The 16,964-nt window shown below is 37.2% G+C and carries 16 protein-coding genes; 14 read left to right on the top strand and 2 right to left on the bottom strand.

Going from position 1 to position 16,964, the window contains the following annotated elements; all coding sequences use genetic code 11:
* Window positions 1-389 precede the first annotated feature (389 nt).
* From FPQ10_RS11000 to FPQ10_RS10935, 14 genes are all read left to right on the top strand, one after another.
* Window positions 390-1,217 (top strand): energy-coupling factor ABC transporter ATP-binding protein, encoded by an 828-nt coding sequence (locus FPQ10_RS11000; protein WP_144163558.1) that lies wholly within the window; start codon window positions 390-392, stop codon window positions 1,215-1,217.
* On the top strand, window positions 1,193-2,059 hold the full coding sequence (locus FPQ10_RS10995; protein WP_144163557.1) for an energy-coupling factor transporter ATPase: 867 nt from the start codon (window positions 1,193-1,195) through the stop codon (window positions 2,057-2,059). Before FPQ10_RS11000 ends, FPQ10_RS10995 begins: the two co-directional genes overlap by 25 nt.
* Window positions 2,056-2,853, top strand: a complete 798-nt coding sequence (locus FPQ10_RS10990; protein ID WP_144163556.1) for an energy-coupling factor transporter transmembrane component T family protein — start codon at window positions 2,056-2,058, stop codon at window positions 2,851-2,853. The genes FPQ10_RS10995 and FPQ10_RS10990 overlap by 4 nt, the downstream gene beginning before the upstream one ends.
* 108 nt (window positions 2,854-2,961) lie before the next feature.
* Window positions 2,962-3,699 carry a tRNA pseudouridine(38-40) synthase TruA gene (gene truA, locus FPQ10_RS10985; RefSeq protein ID WP_144163555.1) on the top strand — a complete coding sequence of 246 codons (738 nt, stop codon included), beginning with the start codon at window positions 2,962-2,964 and terminating at the stop codon, window positions 3,697-3,699.
* 186 nt (window positions 3,700-3,885) lie between these two features.
* Window positions 3,886-5,181 (top strand): adenylosuccinate lyase, encoded by a 1,296-nt coding sequence (purB, locus tag FPQ10_RS10980; RefSeq protein WP_144163554.1) that lies wholly within the window; start codon window positions 3,886-3,888, stop codon window positions 5,179-5,181.
* A gap of 144 nt (window positions 5,182-5,325) precedes the next feature.
* Entirely contained in the window at window positions 5,326-6,852 is a 1,527-nt protein-coding gene (gene purH / locus FPQ10_RS10975; protein ID WP_186278663.1) for a bifunctional phosphoribosylaminoimidazolecarboxamide formyltransferase/IMP cyclohydrolase, read from the top strand.
* A gap of 244 nt (window positions 6,853-7,096) precedes the next feature.
* Window positions 7,097-7,534, top strand: a complete 438-nt coding sequence (rplM, locus tag FPQ10_RS10970) for a 50S ribosomal protein L13 (RefSeq protein WP_144163552.1) — start codon at window positions 7,097-7,099, stop codon at window positions 7,532-7,534.
* A gap of 25 nt (window positions 7,535-7,559) precedes the next feature.
* Window positions 7,560-7,952, top strand: coding sequence for a 30S ribosomal protein S9 (gene rpsI / locus FPQ10_RS10965; protein ID WP_144163551.1), 393 nt, complete (start codon window positions 7,560-7,562; stop codon window positions 7,950-7,952).
* 160 nt (window positions 7,953-8,112) lie between these two features.
* On the top strand, window positions 8,113-8,658 hold the full coding sequence (locus FPQ10_RS10960; protein WP_255439919.1) for a hypothetical protein: 546 nt from the start codon (window positions 8,113-8,115) through the stop codon (window positions 8,656-8,658).
* 240 nt (window positions 8,659-8,898) lie between these two features.
* Entirely contained in the window at window positions 8,899-10,848 is a 1,950-nt protein-coding gene (locus tag FPQ10_RS10955; protein ID WP_144163550.1) for a site-specific DNA-methyltransferase, read from the top strand.
* 2 nt (window positions 10,849-10,850) lie between these two features.
* Entirely contained in the window at window positions 10,851-13,553 is a 2,703-nt protein-coding gene (locus FPQ10_RS10950; protein ID WP_144163549.1) for a DEAD/DEAH box helicase family protein, read from the top strand.
* 74 nt (window positions 13,554-13,627) lie between these two features.
* Entirely contained in the window at window positions 13,628-14,212 is a 585-nt protein-coding gene (locus FPQ10_RS10945) for a hypothetical protein (RefSeq protein WP_144163548.1), read from the top strand.
* A 512-nt stretch (window positions 14,213-14,724) separates the two neighbouring features.
* A complete protein-coding gene (locus tag FPQ10_RS10940; RefSeq protein ID WP_144163547.1) occupies window positions 14,725-14,958 on the top strand; it encodes a hypothetical protein in 234 nt (77 codons plus the stop codon).
* Window positions 14,945-15,514, top strand: a complete 570-nt coding sequence (locus FPQ10_RS10935; RefSeq protein WP_144163546.1) for a DUF6036 family nucleotidyltransferase — start codon at window positions 14,945-14,947, stop codon at window positions 15,512-15,514. The genes FPQ10_RS10940 and FPQ10_RS10935 overlap by 14 nt, the downstream gene beginning before the upstream one ends.
* A 539-nt stretch (window positions 15,515-16,053) precedes the next feature.
* Here FPQ10_RS10935 and FPQ10_RS10925 read toward each other — a convergent pair.
* Both FPQ10_RS10925 and FPQ10_RS10920 read right to left on the bottom strand, forming a co-directional pair.
* Window positions 16,054-16,401 (bottom strand): DUF488 domain-containing protein, encoded by a 348-nt coding sequence (locus tag FPQ10_RS10925; protein ID WP_144163545.1) that lies wholly within the window; start codon window positions 16,399-16,401, stop codon window positions 16,054-16,056.
* A 48-nt stretch (window positions 16,402-16,449) separates the two neighbouring features.
* Window positions 16,450-16,890 (bottom strand): universal stress protein, encoded by a 441-nt coding sequence (locus FPQ10_RS10920; RefSeq protein WP_186278662.1) that lies wholly within the window; start codon window positions 16,888-16,890, stop codon window positions 16,450-16,452.
* Window positions 16,891-16,964 lie beyond the last annotated feature (74 nt).

Here is a 16,964-nt window from a genome sequence, read left to right as displayed (position 1 = left end):
CTTCGATTAGAAGCGCTCTATTCGGGGTTAGCACGACTAAATTCTACTCTACCTTTGATTAGAAGCGCTCTATTCGGGGGTAGTACGACTAAATTTAACTCTATCTTCGAATACCACATTACAAACAAAGTGGTATCTCCATCTTAATTGTGATCAATCTGCTGTATTGAATTCCGACTTTTACTGAAAAATGGTTTTGTAATTGGTTTGACAACGCTAAACGTTTATAAGAAGTACTCTCTAAAGAGCACTCCAACATGTGACTAAAACCGTATTAGTCATGAAATAACTCCTCATACGAAGCTAGAACCAGATCTATTACCAAATCGACTTGTCGGTATGATAAACTAACATTAGTGAAAGAGTACGGTGCCAAGGGAGCAACAGTGATGATTGAATTTAACAAAGTGAGCTATTCATATGACAAAAATAGTGGAAATGCAGTAGATGAATTAAGTATGTCGATTGAACAAAATGAATGGATTGCTTTGATCGGTCATAATGGTTCTGGTAAATCTACACTGGCAAAACTGATGAATGGCTTACTTCTTCCTACAAGCGGAACGATTTCAGTGGACGGGCTATCGTTGTCAGAAGATACCTATTGGGAAATCCGCAAGAAGGTCGGCATGGTTTTTCAGAATCCAGAGAACCAATTTGTTGGGACAACTGTCATGGATGATGTCGCGTTTGGTTTAGAAAACTTAGGTGTCCCTCGAGAAGAAATGGTGAAACGAGTTTCTGCCGCATTAAAAGAAGTTGATATGTATTCATTTAAAGACCAAGCACCAAATCGTTTATCTGGCGGGCAGAAGCAACGCGTCGCAATCGCTGGCATTCTAGCGATTATGCCAGAAGTGATCATTTTTGATGAGGCATCGACAATGTTGGATCCGAATGGAAAGCAAGAATTATTGGAAACGATTAAAGGTCTTCGAAAAACAAAAAAGATGACGATTGTCTATATTACACATGACTTGAGTGAAGCAGCCTACGCGGACCGAATCATTGTAATGAACGAAGGAAGACAGTGGATGAGTGGTAAACCGAGAGAAGTTTTCCAATACCAAAATGAGCTGTCCGAGATTGGATTGGAAATACCACTTATATCAAGTATATATGCAGGAATGAACGAGCATGGAGTTAAACTGGAGAAAGAACCATTACATATGAAAGAATTGGTGGATCAACTATGGAAATTGTCTTCGAAAATGTAGATTTTATTTATCAACCGAATAGTCCATTTTCTCACCAAGCATTAAAAGATATCAGTCTGACGATAAAAGATGGAGATTATGCTGCTTTTATCGGGCATACAGGGTCAGGAAAATCAACATTGCTACAACACTTAAATGGCATTCTACGCCCAACTTCGGGGACAGTTCGTATTGGCGATTTCGAGCTGACGACGAAGAAGAACAATGAGATTAAATCACTACGTCGAAAAGTTGGTGTAGTCTTTCAATACCCAGAGCACCAGTTATTCGAGGAAACAGTTGAGAAAGATATTCTGTTTGGCCCTAAAAACTTTGGTATGGATGTTGAGGAAGCAAAGCATAATCTGCCAACTATTTTAGAAGAAGTCGGGTTACCGACAGACGTTCTCCAGCGCTCGCCGTTTGAATTAAGTGGTGGTCAAATGCGGCGGGTAGCCATCGCAGGAGTGCTCATTACGGAACCAAACGTATTGATTTTGGATGAACCGACGGCCGGTCTCGATCCAAGAGGTAGAAAGCAAATCATGAGTTTAATCGACTCGCTACATAAGAAAAAAAGAATGACAATCATTCTAGTGACCCATCACATGGAAGATGTTCTCCGTCACGCGAACCAGGCGTTTGTGTTAAACAAAGGAGAACTAGTGATGCAAGGAGAACCAGTAGAAGTATTCCAAGAAGAAGAACGTCTCCGAAAAATTGGACTTGGCATACCCGAAGAATTACAGCTAATTAATCAATTAAAGCAAACATTAGGTTTACCAATAACCTATCTTCATCAAAGTCCTAGCGAATTAGGAAAAGATATAGCAAAAGCTTTACACGCAGGAGGCAACCGATGAATCAATCCTTTATCATTGGTCAATATGTACCAAAGGAATCACCTGTTCATGCGTTAGATGCACGTACCAAATTAGTGATCGTATTTTTTTACGTCCTCGTGACCTTTTCTGCTGAGACATTGAGTAGCTACTTGATCTTATTTCTCTTTGCTGCATTTGGCGCGGTTATGTCTCGCGTACACCCTTTATTTATCGTGAAAGGCTTGCGTCCGATATGGTTTATCATCATATTGACGTTTATCTTACACTTATTCATACAACGCCAGGGAGAGGTATTATTCTCGATTTTCGGATATGCGATTTACGACCAAGCGGTTATCCAAGCAGCAATCATATCATCCCGGTTATTTTTACTTATATTAATGACGTCACTGTTAACGTTAACAACGACACCAATTTCGATTACTGATGCGGTTGAAACATTACTGAAACCGTTAAAATCCATTAAATTACCTATTCATGAATTAGCCTTAATGATGTCCATCTCCTTACGCTTCATTCCAACATTGATCGAAGAAACGGACAAAATTTCGAAAGCGCAAGCATCTCGCGGTATTGATTTTCGTACTGGAAAGTGGCGTGACCGATTGAAGGCGATCTTTGCTTTGCTGATTCCGCTGTTTATCAGTGCCTTTAAACGAGCGGAAGACTTAGCTATGGCTATGGAAGCAAGAGGATACAGAGGAGATTATGGGAGAACGAAATTCCGTGAATTGAAATTTACGTCGCTTGATTTAATCGTTTTTCTATTGTTTATCATCATCGTTATTGGATTCTTTTATTTCAATGGTTAAAAGCGATTAAAAGAACATTCAGCTTATGACGGTACCTTCTTAATGGAATATTTGTATTACCAAAACCTTCTCACTCAAGATGCTCAACTTAATAAAGGAGAATGTTCTGTGCAACGATTAAAAGTTAATATTGCTTATGATGGAACTGGATTTGCTGGTTTCCAGGTACAAGTAAAAAAGAGAACGATTCAACTGGAGATTGAAAAAGCATTGGAAAAGATTCACCGCCAGCCGGTTCGGATTTTCGCATCAGGCCGGACGGACTCTGGTGTCCATGCAAGAAGCCAATTCATTCATTTCGATACGGAACTAGAGCTTTCCGAACAAAATTGGGAAAATGCCCTTCGTACGACGTTTCCCGACGATATAACTGTCAAAAATGTTGAGAAGGTATCGAGTGACTTTCATGCTCGAAAAAACGCACGAGATAAAACGTACCGTTATTTTATCCGCAACACATCAGCCATAGATATTTTCATGAGGAATTTCGAATGGCATGTACCACAGAAATTGGATATCCAGAAGATGAAGGAAGCGACTCTTCAAATCGAAGGCACGCATGATTTTACCCCGTTTTCTGCCTCTAAATCAAACGTCAAAGGCGATAAGACACGAACCGTGCATCATATACAACTTTTTGAAGAAGATGGTCGTCTGATGGTTGAGGTCAAAGGTAATGGGTTCTTGACCCATATGGTACGCATCATCGTCGGTACGCTGGTGGATATCGGACTAGGGAAAAAGGACTTAGGTTGTATCGAAAAGGCATTTCAATCGAAAGATCGTAGACTTCTCGGCAGAACTGCCCCAGGAAAAGGATTGTTTTTATGGGAAGTGACGTATTAAGCATGTAAACGATATTTTTGTTTAAACATTATTTTTATTGACGGTATCAATATTTGGAAAACACCAATGATAAATTAAGAATTTATCAAGTTCCCCATGCTATGATGTACACATCAATGTCTGGGTGAGCATACAGAACAAATCATCAAACAAATCAAACGGCTGAAAAATCTGGAGGGACTTAGGATGATCGAACGTTATACAAGAGAAGAAATGGGAAGAATCTGGGCGGAAGAGAATCGATTTAAGGCTTGGTTGGAAGTAGAGATTCTTGCTTGTGAAGCTTGGGCTGAGTTAGGTGTCATTCCCAAAGCAGATGTACAGAAAATACGTGAAAACGCTGATTTTGACATCGAGCGAATTCAAGAAATTGAAGCGGAAACTCGGCATGATGTTGTCGCATTCACCCGGGCAGTTTCTGAAACGTTAGGAGAAGAGAAGAAATGGGTTCATTATGGATTGACTTCTACGGATGTGGTAGATACGGCTCTTTCCTATCAAATCCGGCAAGCTAATGAAATAATTCGCAAAGACTTAAACAAGTTTGTTGAGGTGTTGGCTGAAAAAGCGAAGGCCCATAAACATACCATCATGATGGGAAGAACACATGGAGTTCATGCCGAACCGACAACATTCGGATTAAAATTAGCGCTCTGGTATGAAGAGATGAAGCGGAATGTCAAACGGTTTGAAGATGCAGCTGAAGGAATTGAATTCGGGAAACTTTCTGGAGCTGTCGGTACGTATGCGAATATCGATCCATTTGTTGAACAGTACGTGTGTGAAAAGTTAGGCATTCAACCAGCACCGATTTCTACACAGACTTTACAGCGTGATCGCCATGCCCATTACATCGCGACACTTTCCTTGATTGCAACTTCAATTGAAAAAATGGCTGTAGAGATTCGTGGCCTGCAAAAAAGCGAAACGCGGGAAGTGGAAGAGTTTTTTGCTAAAGGACAAAAAGGCTCATCAGCTATGCCGCATAAACGCAATCCAATTGGCTCAGAGAATATGACAGGGATGGCACGTGTGCTTCGCGGTTATATGCAGACTGCGTATGAGAACGTTCCACTTTGGCACGAACGGGATATTTCACACTCCTCTGCCGAACGGGTCATTCTCCCGGATGCAACGATTGCTTTGAATTATATGTTGAATCGTTTCACGACAATCGTCGAAAAGTTAACCGTTTTTGAAGAGAATATGCGTTCCAATATGGATAAAACGTTTGGATTAATCTTTTCTCAACGAGTATTATTGTCCTTGATCGATAAAGGATATGCCCGTGAAAAAGCCTATGATTTAGTTCAGCCTTTGGCCATGCAGGCATGGGAAGAAGGAACATCTTTTATTGATTTGGTAAAAGAGAATGAGGAAATTCAATCGTTACTTTCCCAAGAAGAATTGGATGATTGTTTTGACCCGACCTATCACTTGAAAAATGTAGATATGATTTTCGAACGCCTCGGTTTGGAATAAAAGAGGTTCATCATGAGGAAAAGCGAGCGGTTGTATGAAGAGAAAGGTATTCATTGAACCTTCCAGTTATCGAAAAATCACAAGAGATTTAGCAATGACTTTGTAGAAAAAACCTAAAGTAGTGGAAGGGTGACTAACTTGGGCATAAAACAACGTGCATTAATCAGCGTTTCGGATAAAGAGGGGATCATTGACTTTGCGAATCAACTCGTCAATTCAGGAGTTGAAATTGTGTCCACTGGTGGAACAAAAAAGGCACTTCAGGAAGTGGATATTCCGGTCATTTCAGTCGAAGATGTCACAGGCTTCCCAGAAATTTTGGATGGAAGAGTCAAAACGCTTCACCCAAATGTGCATGCTGGACTCTTGGCGAAACGAAATGAAGGGGAGCATATACAACAAATCGAAGAACAAGGAATCACGCCAATCGATTTATTGGTCGTCAATCTGTATCCATTTAAAGAGACGATTGCTCGAAATGAGAGGACATTTGAAGAGTCCATAGAGAATATTGATATTGGTGGACCTGCGATGCTGCGGGCAGCTGCAAAAAACCATCAAGACGTAACGGTTGTTGTGGATCCTCAGGATTATAACCGAGTTGCTGAATCAATTGAAAAGGGATTAACTACCGAACTCAAAACTGAACTAGCTGCAAAAGTTTTTCGTCATACAGCTCACTACGATGCTTTAATCGCCGAATACCTGACAAAACAAACAGGTGATTCATTCCCTGAAACACAGACGTTTACATATGAACGGAAGGAACAATTAAGGTATGGCGAAAATCCTCACCAGCAGGCTGCTTTTTATACTCATCCTTTAGCCGGGGATCGAACGCTCGCAAATGCCGAACAATTACATGGAAAGCCTTTATCTTACAACAACATTCAAGATGGCAATGCAGCCCTAGAAGTAATCGCCGAATTTGATGAGCCTGCAGCGGTTGCCATTAAGCATATGAATCCTTGTGGAGTGGGAGTAGGTGATACGGCATATGATGCTTATATGCGTGCTTATGAAGCAGACCCGGTATCCATTTTTGGTGGAATTGTTGCCATCAACCAGCCTGTTGAGAAAGATGTAGCTGAAAAATTAAAAGAAATATTCTTGGAAATTATTATCGCACCCGATTTTTCACAGGAAGCACTGGAAATACTTACGCAAAAGAAAAATATCCGATTGCTCAAGCTACCTTTTGATCAGCGCCCAAAGGAAAAGAAGGTGACATCCGTTGCTGGAGGTGTCTTAATTCAGGAGGAAGACCGACTGGAAGTTCATCCTGCAGATTGGACAGTAGTAACCGAGAGAGAACCACCCGAATCAGAGTGGAAAGACTTAACGTTTGCGTGGAAAATCGCCAAGCATGTGAAATCGAACGCCATTTTGCTGGCGAAGGATGAAAAGACCGTCGGCGTCGGAGCAGGGCAAATGAACCGAGTGGGTGCTGCTAAAATCGCGATTGAACAAGCGGGTGAAGCGGCAAAAGGTGCGGTCATGGCATCTGATGCTTTTTTCCCAATGTCGGATACTGTAGAAGCAGCACAGTCGGCAGGAATCAAGACGATTATCCAACCAGGTGGCTCGATTCGTGATGAAGACTCTATTCAAAAATGTAATGAGTTCGGAATTGCGATGGTCTTTACGGGCAATCGCCACTTTAAACATTAAACCAAAACATGAATGATGCATGTGTTGACTGGCGTTGAATATGGTCATTGCAACCCGAATTAAGTCGTCGAATATTGAATGAAGATGAAGATAAACCAATATATGACTTGACAAAGATGCCATAGGTATTATAATATATGCTATGGCATTTTATCATAACCACGTAATAGCCCCGGAAAACTATTCGTGTGAGATAAATTGAAAAACGCAAAATAAACGGATTGAAATATAGGAGGGAAAACACATGCGCACAACTTTCATGGCAAATGAAAACAATGTTGAGCGTAAGTGGTATGTGGTAGACGCAGAAGGACAAACACTTGGCCGTCTTTCTACAGAAGTAGCTGGCCTACTTCGCGGAAAACACAAACCAACATACACGCCGCATGTCGATACTGGCGATCACGTCATTATCGTTAACGCAGACAAAATTCATTTAACTGGTAACAAACTAGACGATAAAATTTATTACCGTCACTCAAATCACCCAGGTGGTTTGAAATCACGTACAGCAAACGAAATGCGTACGAAATACCCTGAACAAATGCTAGAAATAGCTGTTAAAGGAATGCTTCCTAAGAACAAGCTAGGACGTAAAATGATCAAAAAATTACACGTTTATCGTGGTGCTGAACATAAGCATCAAGCACAACAACCAGAAGTTTACGAACTTCGCGGGTAATTGAAAAAAAGGAGGTTAATCAATCGTGGCACAAGTACAATACTACGGAACTGGCCGTCGTAAAAGATCAGTCGCTCGTGTTCGACTTGTTCCAGGTAATGGAACAGTTACAGTCAACGATGTCGACGCTAAAGAATATTTCCCACATGAAACTTTACGTTTAATCATTAACCAACCACTTGAAGCAACTGAAAACGTAGGAAACTACGATGTATTAGTAAATGTCAATGGTGGTGGATTCACAGGTCAAGCAGGAGCAATCCGTCACGGAATCGCTCGTGCATTGCTTGAAGCAGACCCTGAATACCGTAAAGTATTGAAGAGTGAAGGACTACTAACACGTGACGCACGTGAAAAAGAACGTAAGAAATACGGTCTTAAGAGTGCTCGTCGTGCACCACAGTTCTCTAAGCGTTAAGTTTGATTATACACCTAAAACTCCCAGTCATAATGACTTGGGAGTTTTTTTGTTTTTATAGCGACATTGCATAAAGTAGTAGATAACACTAACCATTAAACTCGATTTGTTTTTCAATAGGTCTAGTGCCAATTAAATATTTAAAGGGGGATTATTTCCGGTGGGAACCATAACTGATGCAATAGCTTTTTCAGATTGGATACAAATACTATCCATCATTGCAACAACGATAATTTCAATTGTTTCGGTTATCATCGCTACTAAATCATTACGACTCACAAAGAAATCAATAGAAGATGCAAATAGACCCTATATTGGTTGCTTTGTTGAAATGATAGAAGTTGGACACTTTCAAAAATATTTTGTAATAAAAAACTTTGGAAAAACACCTGCAACAATAGTAGATATTAAATTTAATAAGGAAATTAAAGGATTAGGAAGGGAAGGTAAGCTGGATTCAGTAAAAAATGCCTTAATTGCACCTAATCAAAAGTTTATTACTGCAGTAAATGTAAAAGAGATGGAAGATCTCATTGTAACAATTGTTTATGAAGATATGAATAACCAAACCACTGAGCAATCCTTTAACTTAAATTTAGGTTTTACTTCGGATTTATTATATAAAACATCAGATGATTCAAGATTAACGAATGATATGAATGCATTAAGAAATGTTTTACACCAACTTACAAAGAGAGGAATTTAACTTTATTAATCAAGATAGCGCCAATAAAGGTAAATATAGTCCTATAATATATATAAAAGGCTCATTATGTCGAAAACCTATGTACTTTGAATTCATCAGTATATTGGTTTTTGTCTTGGTCTTGGGAAATTTGTCCTATTAAACTTCATGATTTATGAAGAAAATATTTTATGTGATAATATAATAAGTGGATATTATAACAAGCTCGATGATTAAAATATTATAAGGACTGATTTTGGAATGAAAACTAAAATTAATGAAGCAATTAAACACGTTTTGCAGCAATTTGGTAACAAGTATTTTATAGGTGAAGCATTAAATAAGAACAAAGTTATTCAAGATTTAGATACATATGATAAAGATTTACTTGAAGCATTTATTTCGGATGAAATACTAAAGAGCAACTTTACAATTGATATTGCAGGGAATCTTGTCTTACAAACAAATAAACTCATTGAATTATTCGAAACGGACGAATACTGGCAAGACTCGTATACAAAATACTCAAAGAAAATCGGGTTAGCAGCGGGTGGAAAATTTATCGATGAATCGACAGATGTTGTATTAGATTTCCCTTATAAAGATACGGTGTTGAAAGCAAGTATGAGTAAAGAAGATACAGATAAAGGTGACTTACGCCCAGATGAGCCATTTTTGAACAAAGTTATTTCAAAGGAAGAAATTGATGTTCTATTAGACAAGAAGATTTTAGTGAATGCGAGAAAGTATGATGAAAATGGTGTATATGAAGTAGGTAGTTTCAGTGAGAAAGATAATTTAATTATAAAAGGGAATAACTTACTGGCATTACATACGCTAAAGGAAAGGTATGCAAGAAAAGTTAAACTCGTATATATTGATCCTCCATATAACACAGGTAATGATAGTTTTAGGTACAATGACCATTTTAATCATTCAACTTGGTTAACATTTATGAAGAATAGATTAGATATTGTTAAAGATTTTATGAGTCAAGACGGTGTTATTTTTGTTCATTGTGACAATAATGAACAATCCTATTTAAAGGTTTTGATGGATGAAGTCTTTGGGCACGAGCAATTCATTGAAACAATAACGGTTGTTAATAATCCTCGTGGACGTGATTACGGAGGTATAGCAAATATGCATGAATTTATTCATGTCTATGCTAAATCCAAAGATGATTACAATATATATAGGATTACTGATTTAGATAAAAAGTTCCCTTACTCAGATGAGATAAGTGGTTATGAAATAAGAGAACTTAGAAATAGAAATACTGCATTTCATATCGATAACCGTCCTAACTTGCATTATCCTTTTTATGTTAACCCCAATAAAGAATTAGATAATGGGTTTTTAGAACTATCTTTAGAACCTAAAGAGGGTTTTGTAGAAGTCTATCCCGCTGAATCAATGGGAATAAAAACTGTTTGGCGTTGGGGAAAAGAAAAATCATTGCAAAATTTAAATATTAATGTAGTAGGTAAAGCAATGAGCGAATCTGGTAGATATATGATTGTTGAAAAATATCGTAATAATTCTCAAATGGCAAGGTCGGTGTGGAATGACAAATCGGTCAATTCTGAAAGAGGTACAGTGCATCTTAGAGAGTTATTTGGCAAAAAAGTATTCTCTTTCCCAAAACCAGAGGACCTATTACATAGAATTTTAAGCATAGCTACGAAAGAAAATGATCTAGTACTTGATTTCTTTATGGGATCGGCCACTACCCAAGCAGTTTCTCATAAAATGAATCGAAAATATATCGGAATTGAGCAAATGGATTATTTAAATGAAGTATCTGTACCACGTTTACAGAAAGTGATTGAAGGTGAACAAGGTGGTGTATCCCGGCATAGTGATGTAAATTGGCAAGGTGGCGGCAGTTTTGTCTATGCTGAATTAATGGAAAAAAACCGTGGTTTTTTAACTGCTACTATAAATGCGAAAACACAATCAGAATTACAGCAAGTATTCGATTTCATGCTAGATGAAGCAGAAATTGACTTTCGTGTTGATTTAGAAGCAGTAAAAGACACCCTACATGAACTGCCATTCGAAGATCAAAAGAAAACTCTCTTTAAAATCATCGACAAAAACCAACTCTATTATAATTATTCAGAGATCGACGATGCAAATGTCCGTGATTTGATTTCCGATGACGACTACTCATTCAATAAACACTTTTATGATGATGGGAGCGAGTAAGCTTGGTAAAAAGAAAGAAGCAGCTACCACTACCTTTATATGATGAAGTAAGAGAATTAAATGAAAGTTTATTTAATGATGAAGGTGAGTGGGAAACCCCAGATTACATCAGACAAAACATGGTACATTCATATAGATATTATCAAGATGCAGCTTTGCGTTTTTTTCATTATTCACAAGCAGCGAATGAGTTTCGATTTCGGAATGTGAATCATGTATTATTCAACATGGCAACTGGAAGTGGTAAAACGGATTTAATGGCAGGCCTAATTTTATATCTTTATCAAGATTGGGGGTATCAGAACTTCTTATTCTTGGTAAACACAAACGGTGTACTAAATAAAACAATCGATAACCTAACTAACACCGGATCGGATAAATACTTATATTCACGACAAATTGAGATTGACGGAGAGCGAATTGAAATTAGGCAAGTTGACTCTTTTCCAAAAACTCAAAGTAAAAATACAATCTACCTAAAGCTGGCAACCGTTCAACGCGTTGCTGCAGATATTTATACACAAAAAGAAAATGCAATGGGAGAAGAAGATTATGCAAGGAATAAAGTCGTTATTTTAGGAGACGAAGCACATCATTACTCTGCTTCAACCAAATCAGAAAAAGAAACAGAACAATCCTGGGAGAAAGCAATCTCAACGATTTTAAATGCGAATAAAGACAATCGTTTACTTGAATTTACCGCTACAATTGACCTGGAAAATAAGAATGTTTATGAAAAATACAAAGATAAAGTGTTGTATCGCTATGCTCTCGACCGCTTCATCCAAGACAAATATTCTAAGAATGTAAAGCGAATTCAGTCGAGTAATACAGACGTTGATAACATGATGAACGCCGTTTTATTAAGTGAATATAGAAGGCGATATGCATTAGAAAACCATGGGGCATATATTAAACCTGTTATTATGTTTAAATCTCAGCGAATTAATGCCTCTAATGAAGCCCACGAACAATTCAGTGAGTTGATTGATACATTAACCGTTGAATCTTTAAAAGCATTTCTTAACAGACAAGCACAAATCACTTCCGAAGATGATAGTGAAACATTAGCGTTGGCACATGAGTATTACCGTGACAATGAGAATTACTTAAGTGAAATAGTCAGAGATATAAAGAGAGAGCTTGCTCCAAACCGAGTTATTAATGCCAATGACACAAGTCAATCGGGTATCTTAGAAAAAGGTCACTATGAAGCTTTAAATAGCTTAGAAAGTCCAATGAATTTATATCGAGTCATCTTTGCAGTTGCTAGGCTCACCGAGGGATGGGATGTATTAAACCTCTTTGACATTGTTCGTTTAAGTGATGACCCGAAAGTAAAAGGAACGAAAGCAACAACTATGTCAGAAGCACAATTAATTGGACGTGGTGCAAGGTATTACCCTTTTTTACTAGATGGTGAACGTTCATATACACGCAGGTTTAATGATGATAGTAAAGATAGCTTGATCTTAGAAACGATTCACTATCATACAATCAATGAACCTCAATACTTGAAGAACTTAGTAAGTGCTTTAGACGAAATGAATTTACCGACTGGTGAAGATAAAAAGAATCCGTTAATTGATGTTAAGGTGAAGCCTAATTTCAAACGGACAGATGTATGGAAATACGGCAAAATTTATTACAATGAAACCGTTGAAGTAACGGATAACTACTACGATTCATTAGAGAAATATGGTATTGATAGCAAAAACGATGTTGTCATTCCATATATATCTGCATTAAAAGAAGTGAGCTATAAAGATACGAAAGTGCAAGAAGACTATACAAACGCTTATAACGTCGCGGTTACATTTGATAAGCGTTATCTCATCAAAATTATGAATCGTTTGTCGTTCTATCATTTTTCTAACTTGAAAAAGTATATTCCGCTACTAAGTTCGAGAGAAGAGTTTTTAGAAGAGAAATGGTTAAATATTTATAATCGAACAATCTATGTTACGATTCCAAGAACAATGGATAGCAGTGTACTAACGGCTACCGAAAAACTAAATATTCTAGAGCGGTACTTTTCTTATGTCGCAAAACAAATAAAATCAGGTTACAGTAAACAACGAGGAACGGGTAAATTTATCGGTTATCCAATCAAGGATTATATTGCAAACTACCGTAAACGTGTACCAAATTATGACACGGGTAAAGCATTTATGCAGGATAGTCCGCAGACAGTGGATCGTTATGAAATAAAAGAAGACTACTTTGTTTATGATTCTGCGATTATTAACTTAACCGAAAAGCAATTAATCGATCGAATTGCAGAAAGAGTTGCAGAGTTAAAAGAGGAATACTCTGATGTGTATCTAATACGCATGGATGAAAATATGCATCGTGAGTCAGCAAAAAATAATAAATTAAAATTGCATCAGTTTGGTAGTGGACACGATGAAGTGAATTTGGCAGGATTCCAACCTGACTTTATTCTTTATCTACAAAACAGTGATTATTTCATTCAGATATTTATCGAGCCAAAAGGACGAAATATGGAAGAAGAACAATGGAAAGAAGATTTACTAACTTACATTAATGAACACGAAGCTGAGATTATATTTGAAGATGAAATAGAAGATGTGAAGATTAAAGGGGTTAAATTCTATACGATGAATGACGGTAGAGGGACAATTAGACAAATTGGTGAAATTGCTCTTGGGAAAGAATTTAAAGGGTTGAGTGTTGAAGCTTAGTCATCATTTATTAGCCTTTCGAGTGTTTAATCAAGGAAGGCTATATTACATATACATTAATAGGGGGAATATTAATGTTAGAAAATCAGGAGTTAATTAAAGCTAGTATAGAACTCGGAAAATTTTTAGTGCAAAATACTTCACAAACAATAATGGATAGGAAAAAATTAGCTAAAGCAAAAGATAGTAATGAGGAAACAGTTAATAGTTTGGAAGAAATAATTAATAGCTTAATTGCGGAAAAGAATCAATTAATTGAGATTGCACAAATCTATGATGAACACTTGGTAGCACAGAAGATTTCGAAAGAAGATATTGATTACATTACTAATAGTATCTTACCTCTGTTGGAGAGTATACTGGAGAAAGACGAAACAGATGAAGGTATAAAAAATAAAGAAAACCTAGAATTGTTAAAGCCACTTTTATCAGCGGAGACTTTTAATATACTTCAGCTATTAGGTTTTAATTTTAAGCAAGCGATAGGCGAACCCTTGACAATCTTAATAAATAAGTTAATTATTTCAAATGCTCCCGATTTATCGGAAAAGACAAAAGAACTTGAAATACTAAATGCTAAAAGAGAAATTGAATATTTTAAGATACTTCAAGACGAGGATGCTTATAATAGGCTTTTGAAGATTAATAATCCTGATTGAAATAGTACAAGCAATTATTAATATTATCGTATGTTTTAATCATGTAGGTAATTATATTGTGTATTCAACTAGCATCTATAAAATTGGTGCAAATTGGTTCAAGTAATGTCAATTTCAATCCTTTTTCATACACTTTTATCCATATAACAATTTCCAAAACGTTGATATTAATGGATTACGATGTATTCAATATACTTAGAGTTTATCTGTATATTTCTCAAAACGTTAATCTTGAATATACACCTAAAACTCCCAGTCATAATGGCTTGGGAGTTTTTTGTTGGACTATTTTAGCGTTGCAATTGATGTCTTACACGTGAGCAAGTAAGTGAAATAAATGAGAGGAGATCTCAAGTTCCTTTTTAAAATTTGTAGCGTCTATGATTAATAGAAAAGAGCGTTATACAACTACAAAAGCATCCATTCAGCACGAATTATGTTGTCTCCATTCTGTCTGTTTACCGGCAAAAAGTGTTATACTACAAATAACATTTACGTTTGAGGTGCTTTTAATGAAAAAGCTAAATATAAATGAACTTAACAATTTAATCGAAAGCCAGAAATCTAAAGTAGAACGAATCCTTGCTCGAGATCGAAAAAGCGGACGAATTGTTCGTATGCATGAACGAGACATCGATGAACAAAAAATATTGGATATCCTATGTATCAAACGGTGGGAAAAGGCTGAGGAAGAAGGGAAAGTAAAATATATCACAGAGCGGAAGTGGTATTATGAATTCGATTGAAAAAGCTAGACTTCAGCTATCTACGTTGAAGGGGAAACCAAAATTCGAGAAGATGTTACAAACCATCGCAATTCTTACAAAATTATTTGAGCAAGAGAAATTGAAACCGATCATTGTCGGAGGGTTAGCTGTAGAAATCTATACTCGAAGTGAATATACAACATCGGATATAGATATTATTTTTAGTCAACGTGAAATTGCTGACAGCTATTTGAAATCGCTTGGATTTATAGCGGAAGGCCGGCATTGGTATCATGAGGAACTGATGATTAGCATTGAGATTCCAAATGATATGTTAGAGGATGCAGATTATGATAAGGTGATTGAGTTACAATTAGAGAATAATCTCCGTGTATATGTCATTGGAATTGAAGATATTATTCTCGATCGATTGCGTGCTTGTGTCCATTGGAAATCATCATCTGACTGCGAATGGGGCAAAAGATTATATTTGTTGCATGCCAAACGGCTAGATATGGATTATTTAACAAATACATCTCGTGCAGATAACACGTTAAATAAATTGAATGATTGGTTAAATGGAGTACGAAAGTGATATTTTACGCAATTCTCACTTTCTCTGGTTGGGGGAAGTGAGGGTTTTTTGTTTCAAGACGCTTTTATTGGAAATTGACAAAACAAACGTCTTGAGAACCAGTCCCAAGACGTTTCAGTATATCTAATTCGTATTCAATTAAACAAAAGCAACGAGGTCACCTTGATCGCAGGATTGAAAGTTGTTTTCCTCGTAGAATTGCCGAACATCAGGCGTCATTGGTAATAGGACTTTTTGCCAGACGTCCGAGTATTAGGAAGTATTTGATTCATTAATTATGAGCCAATTCCTTCTTTTTGTTAATCCCTTAAGACTAAAATGTTTTGGATATGAATGATTGTTGACCCATCTCCAACGACATGAATTAGGCCGACTACCCGATCGCAATCCGAAACAAATAACCGTCAATGATTGTCCAATCGTCTGAAGTAATCGTGGCATATTTTGTGTAAAGAGTCCATTGGGTCTTCGTTCAGTGACTTGTTCTCTATAATATACGTTCATAATGGACCTTCTTCTGAAGAGGAGTTTCCGACCAATTACAATAAACTCTTCAACACTTGTGCATGGTTATATTCCTCTTCTTTTGTTGCAGTCAGCAATGTCACATCTTCTTTTTGTATCATCTTTTGTAGTTCCGAATAAGCCTTCTTCTGCTCCTCATCGGATTGTAATTCTTCTTTGTATTTCTTTTTAAATGAATCAAATTTATCTGGGTCGTGATCAAACCATTTACGTAAATCATCACTTGGAGCTATTTCTTTTAACCATTCATCGAGATTTGCTTCCTCTTTGGAAACGCCTCTTGGCCAAATGCCATCGACAAGAACACGCTTGCCATCGGACTTAGCCGACTTTTCATAAATTCGTTTCACCTGCACAGTCATGTAAGATCACCTCTATGGTACATGTAACCTAAAAGGCTATTCATAAAACTATTCACTGCGTACAACTAATACATCGCACGGAGCTGTGCGTGTGATTGCTTCAGAGACACTTCCAAGCATAATTCGTTCTACTGCATTTAGACCGGTGGCACCAGTCAAAATCAAATCGATTTCATATTTCTTTGCAATTGTTTTTGGGATTTTTTGACGAGGACTGCCGAATTCCATGACGCTTGTTACTTGTCCAACTCCTGATTGCGTTGCCTTTTCTTCATACTCTTTCAGTAGCTCTTTACCGACTCGTTCGACTTCAGGTAAAATTGTCTGGCTATAATGCTCAATCGTTGCAAATGTACGGTAATCGACCACATGCGCAATCACTAATCTAGCATCAATATTTTTTGCAATTCGGCATGCTTTATTAAAGGCTTTTTCACCATTTTTGGAGCCATCTACAGCAACTAAAATATTTTCATAGTCTTTCAACATGTCCATCTCTCCCTTACGCTTAATATTGCAATTATATCATATTATGTGGATAGGCCCATGTCGTCGAGGTTTGG

The organism is Allobacillus sp. SKP2-8 (assembly GCF_007559355.1).
Lineage (GTDB): Bacteria > Bacillota > Bacilli > Bacillales > Alkalibacillaceae > Allobacillus > Allobacillus halotolerans.
The sequence above is the reverse complement of the archived record's forward strand: the minus strand, read 5'-3'. Positions and strand labels throughout refer to the sequence as shown.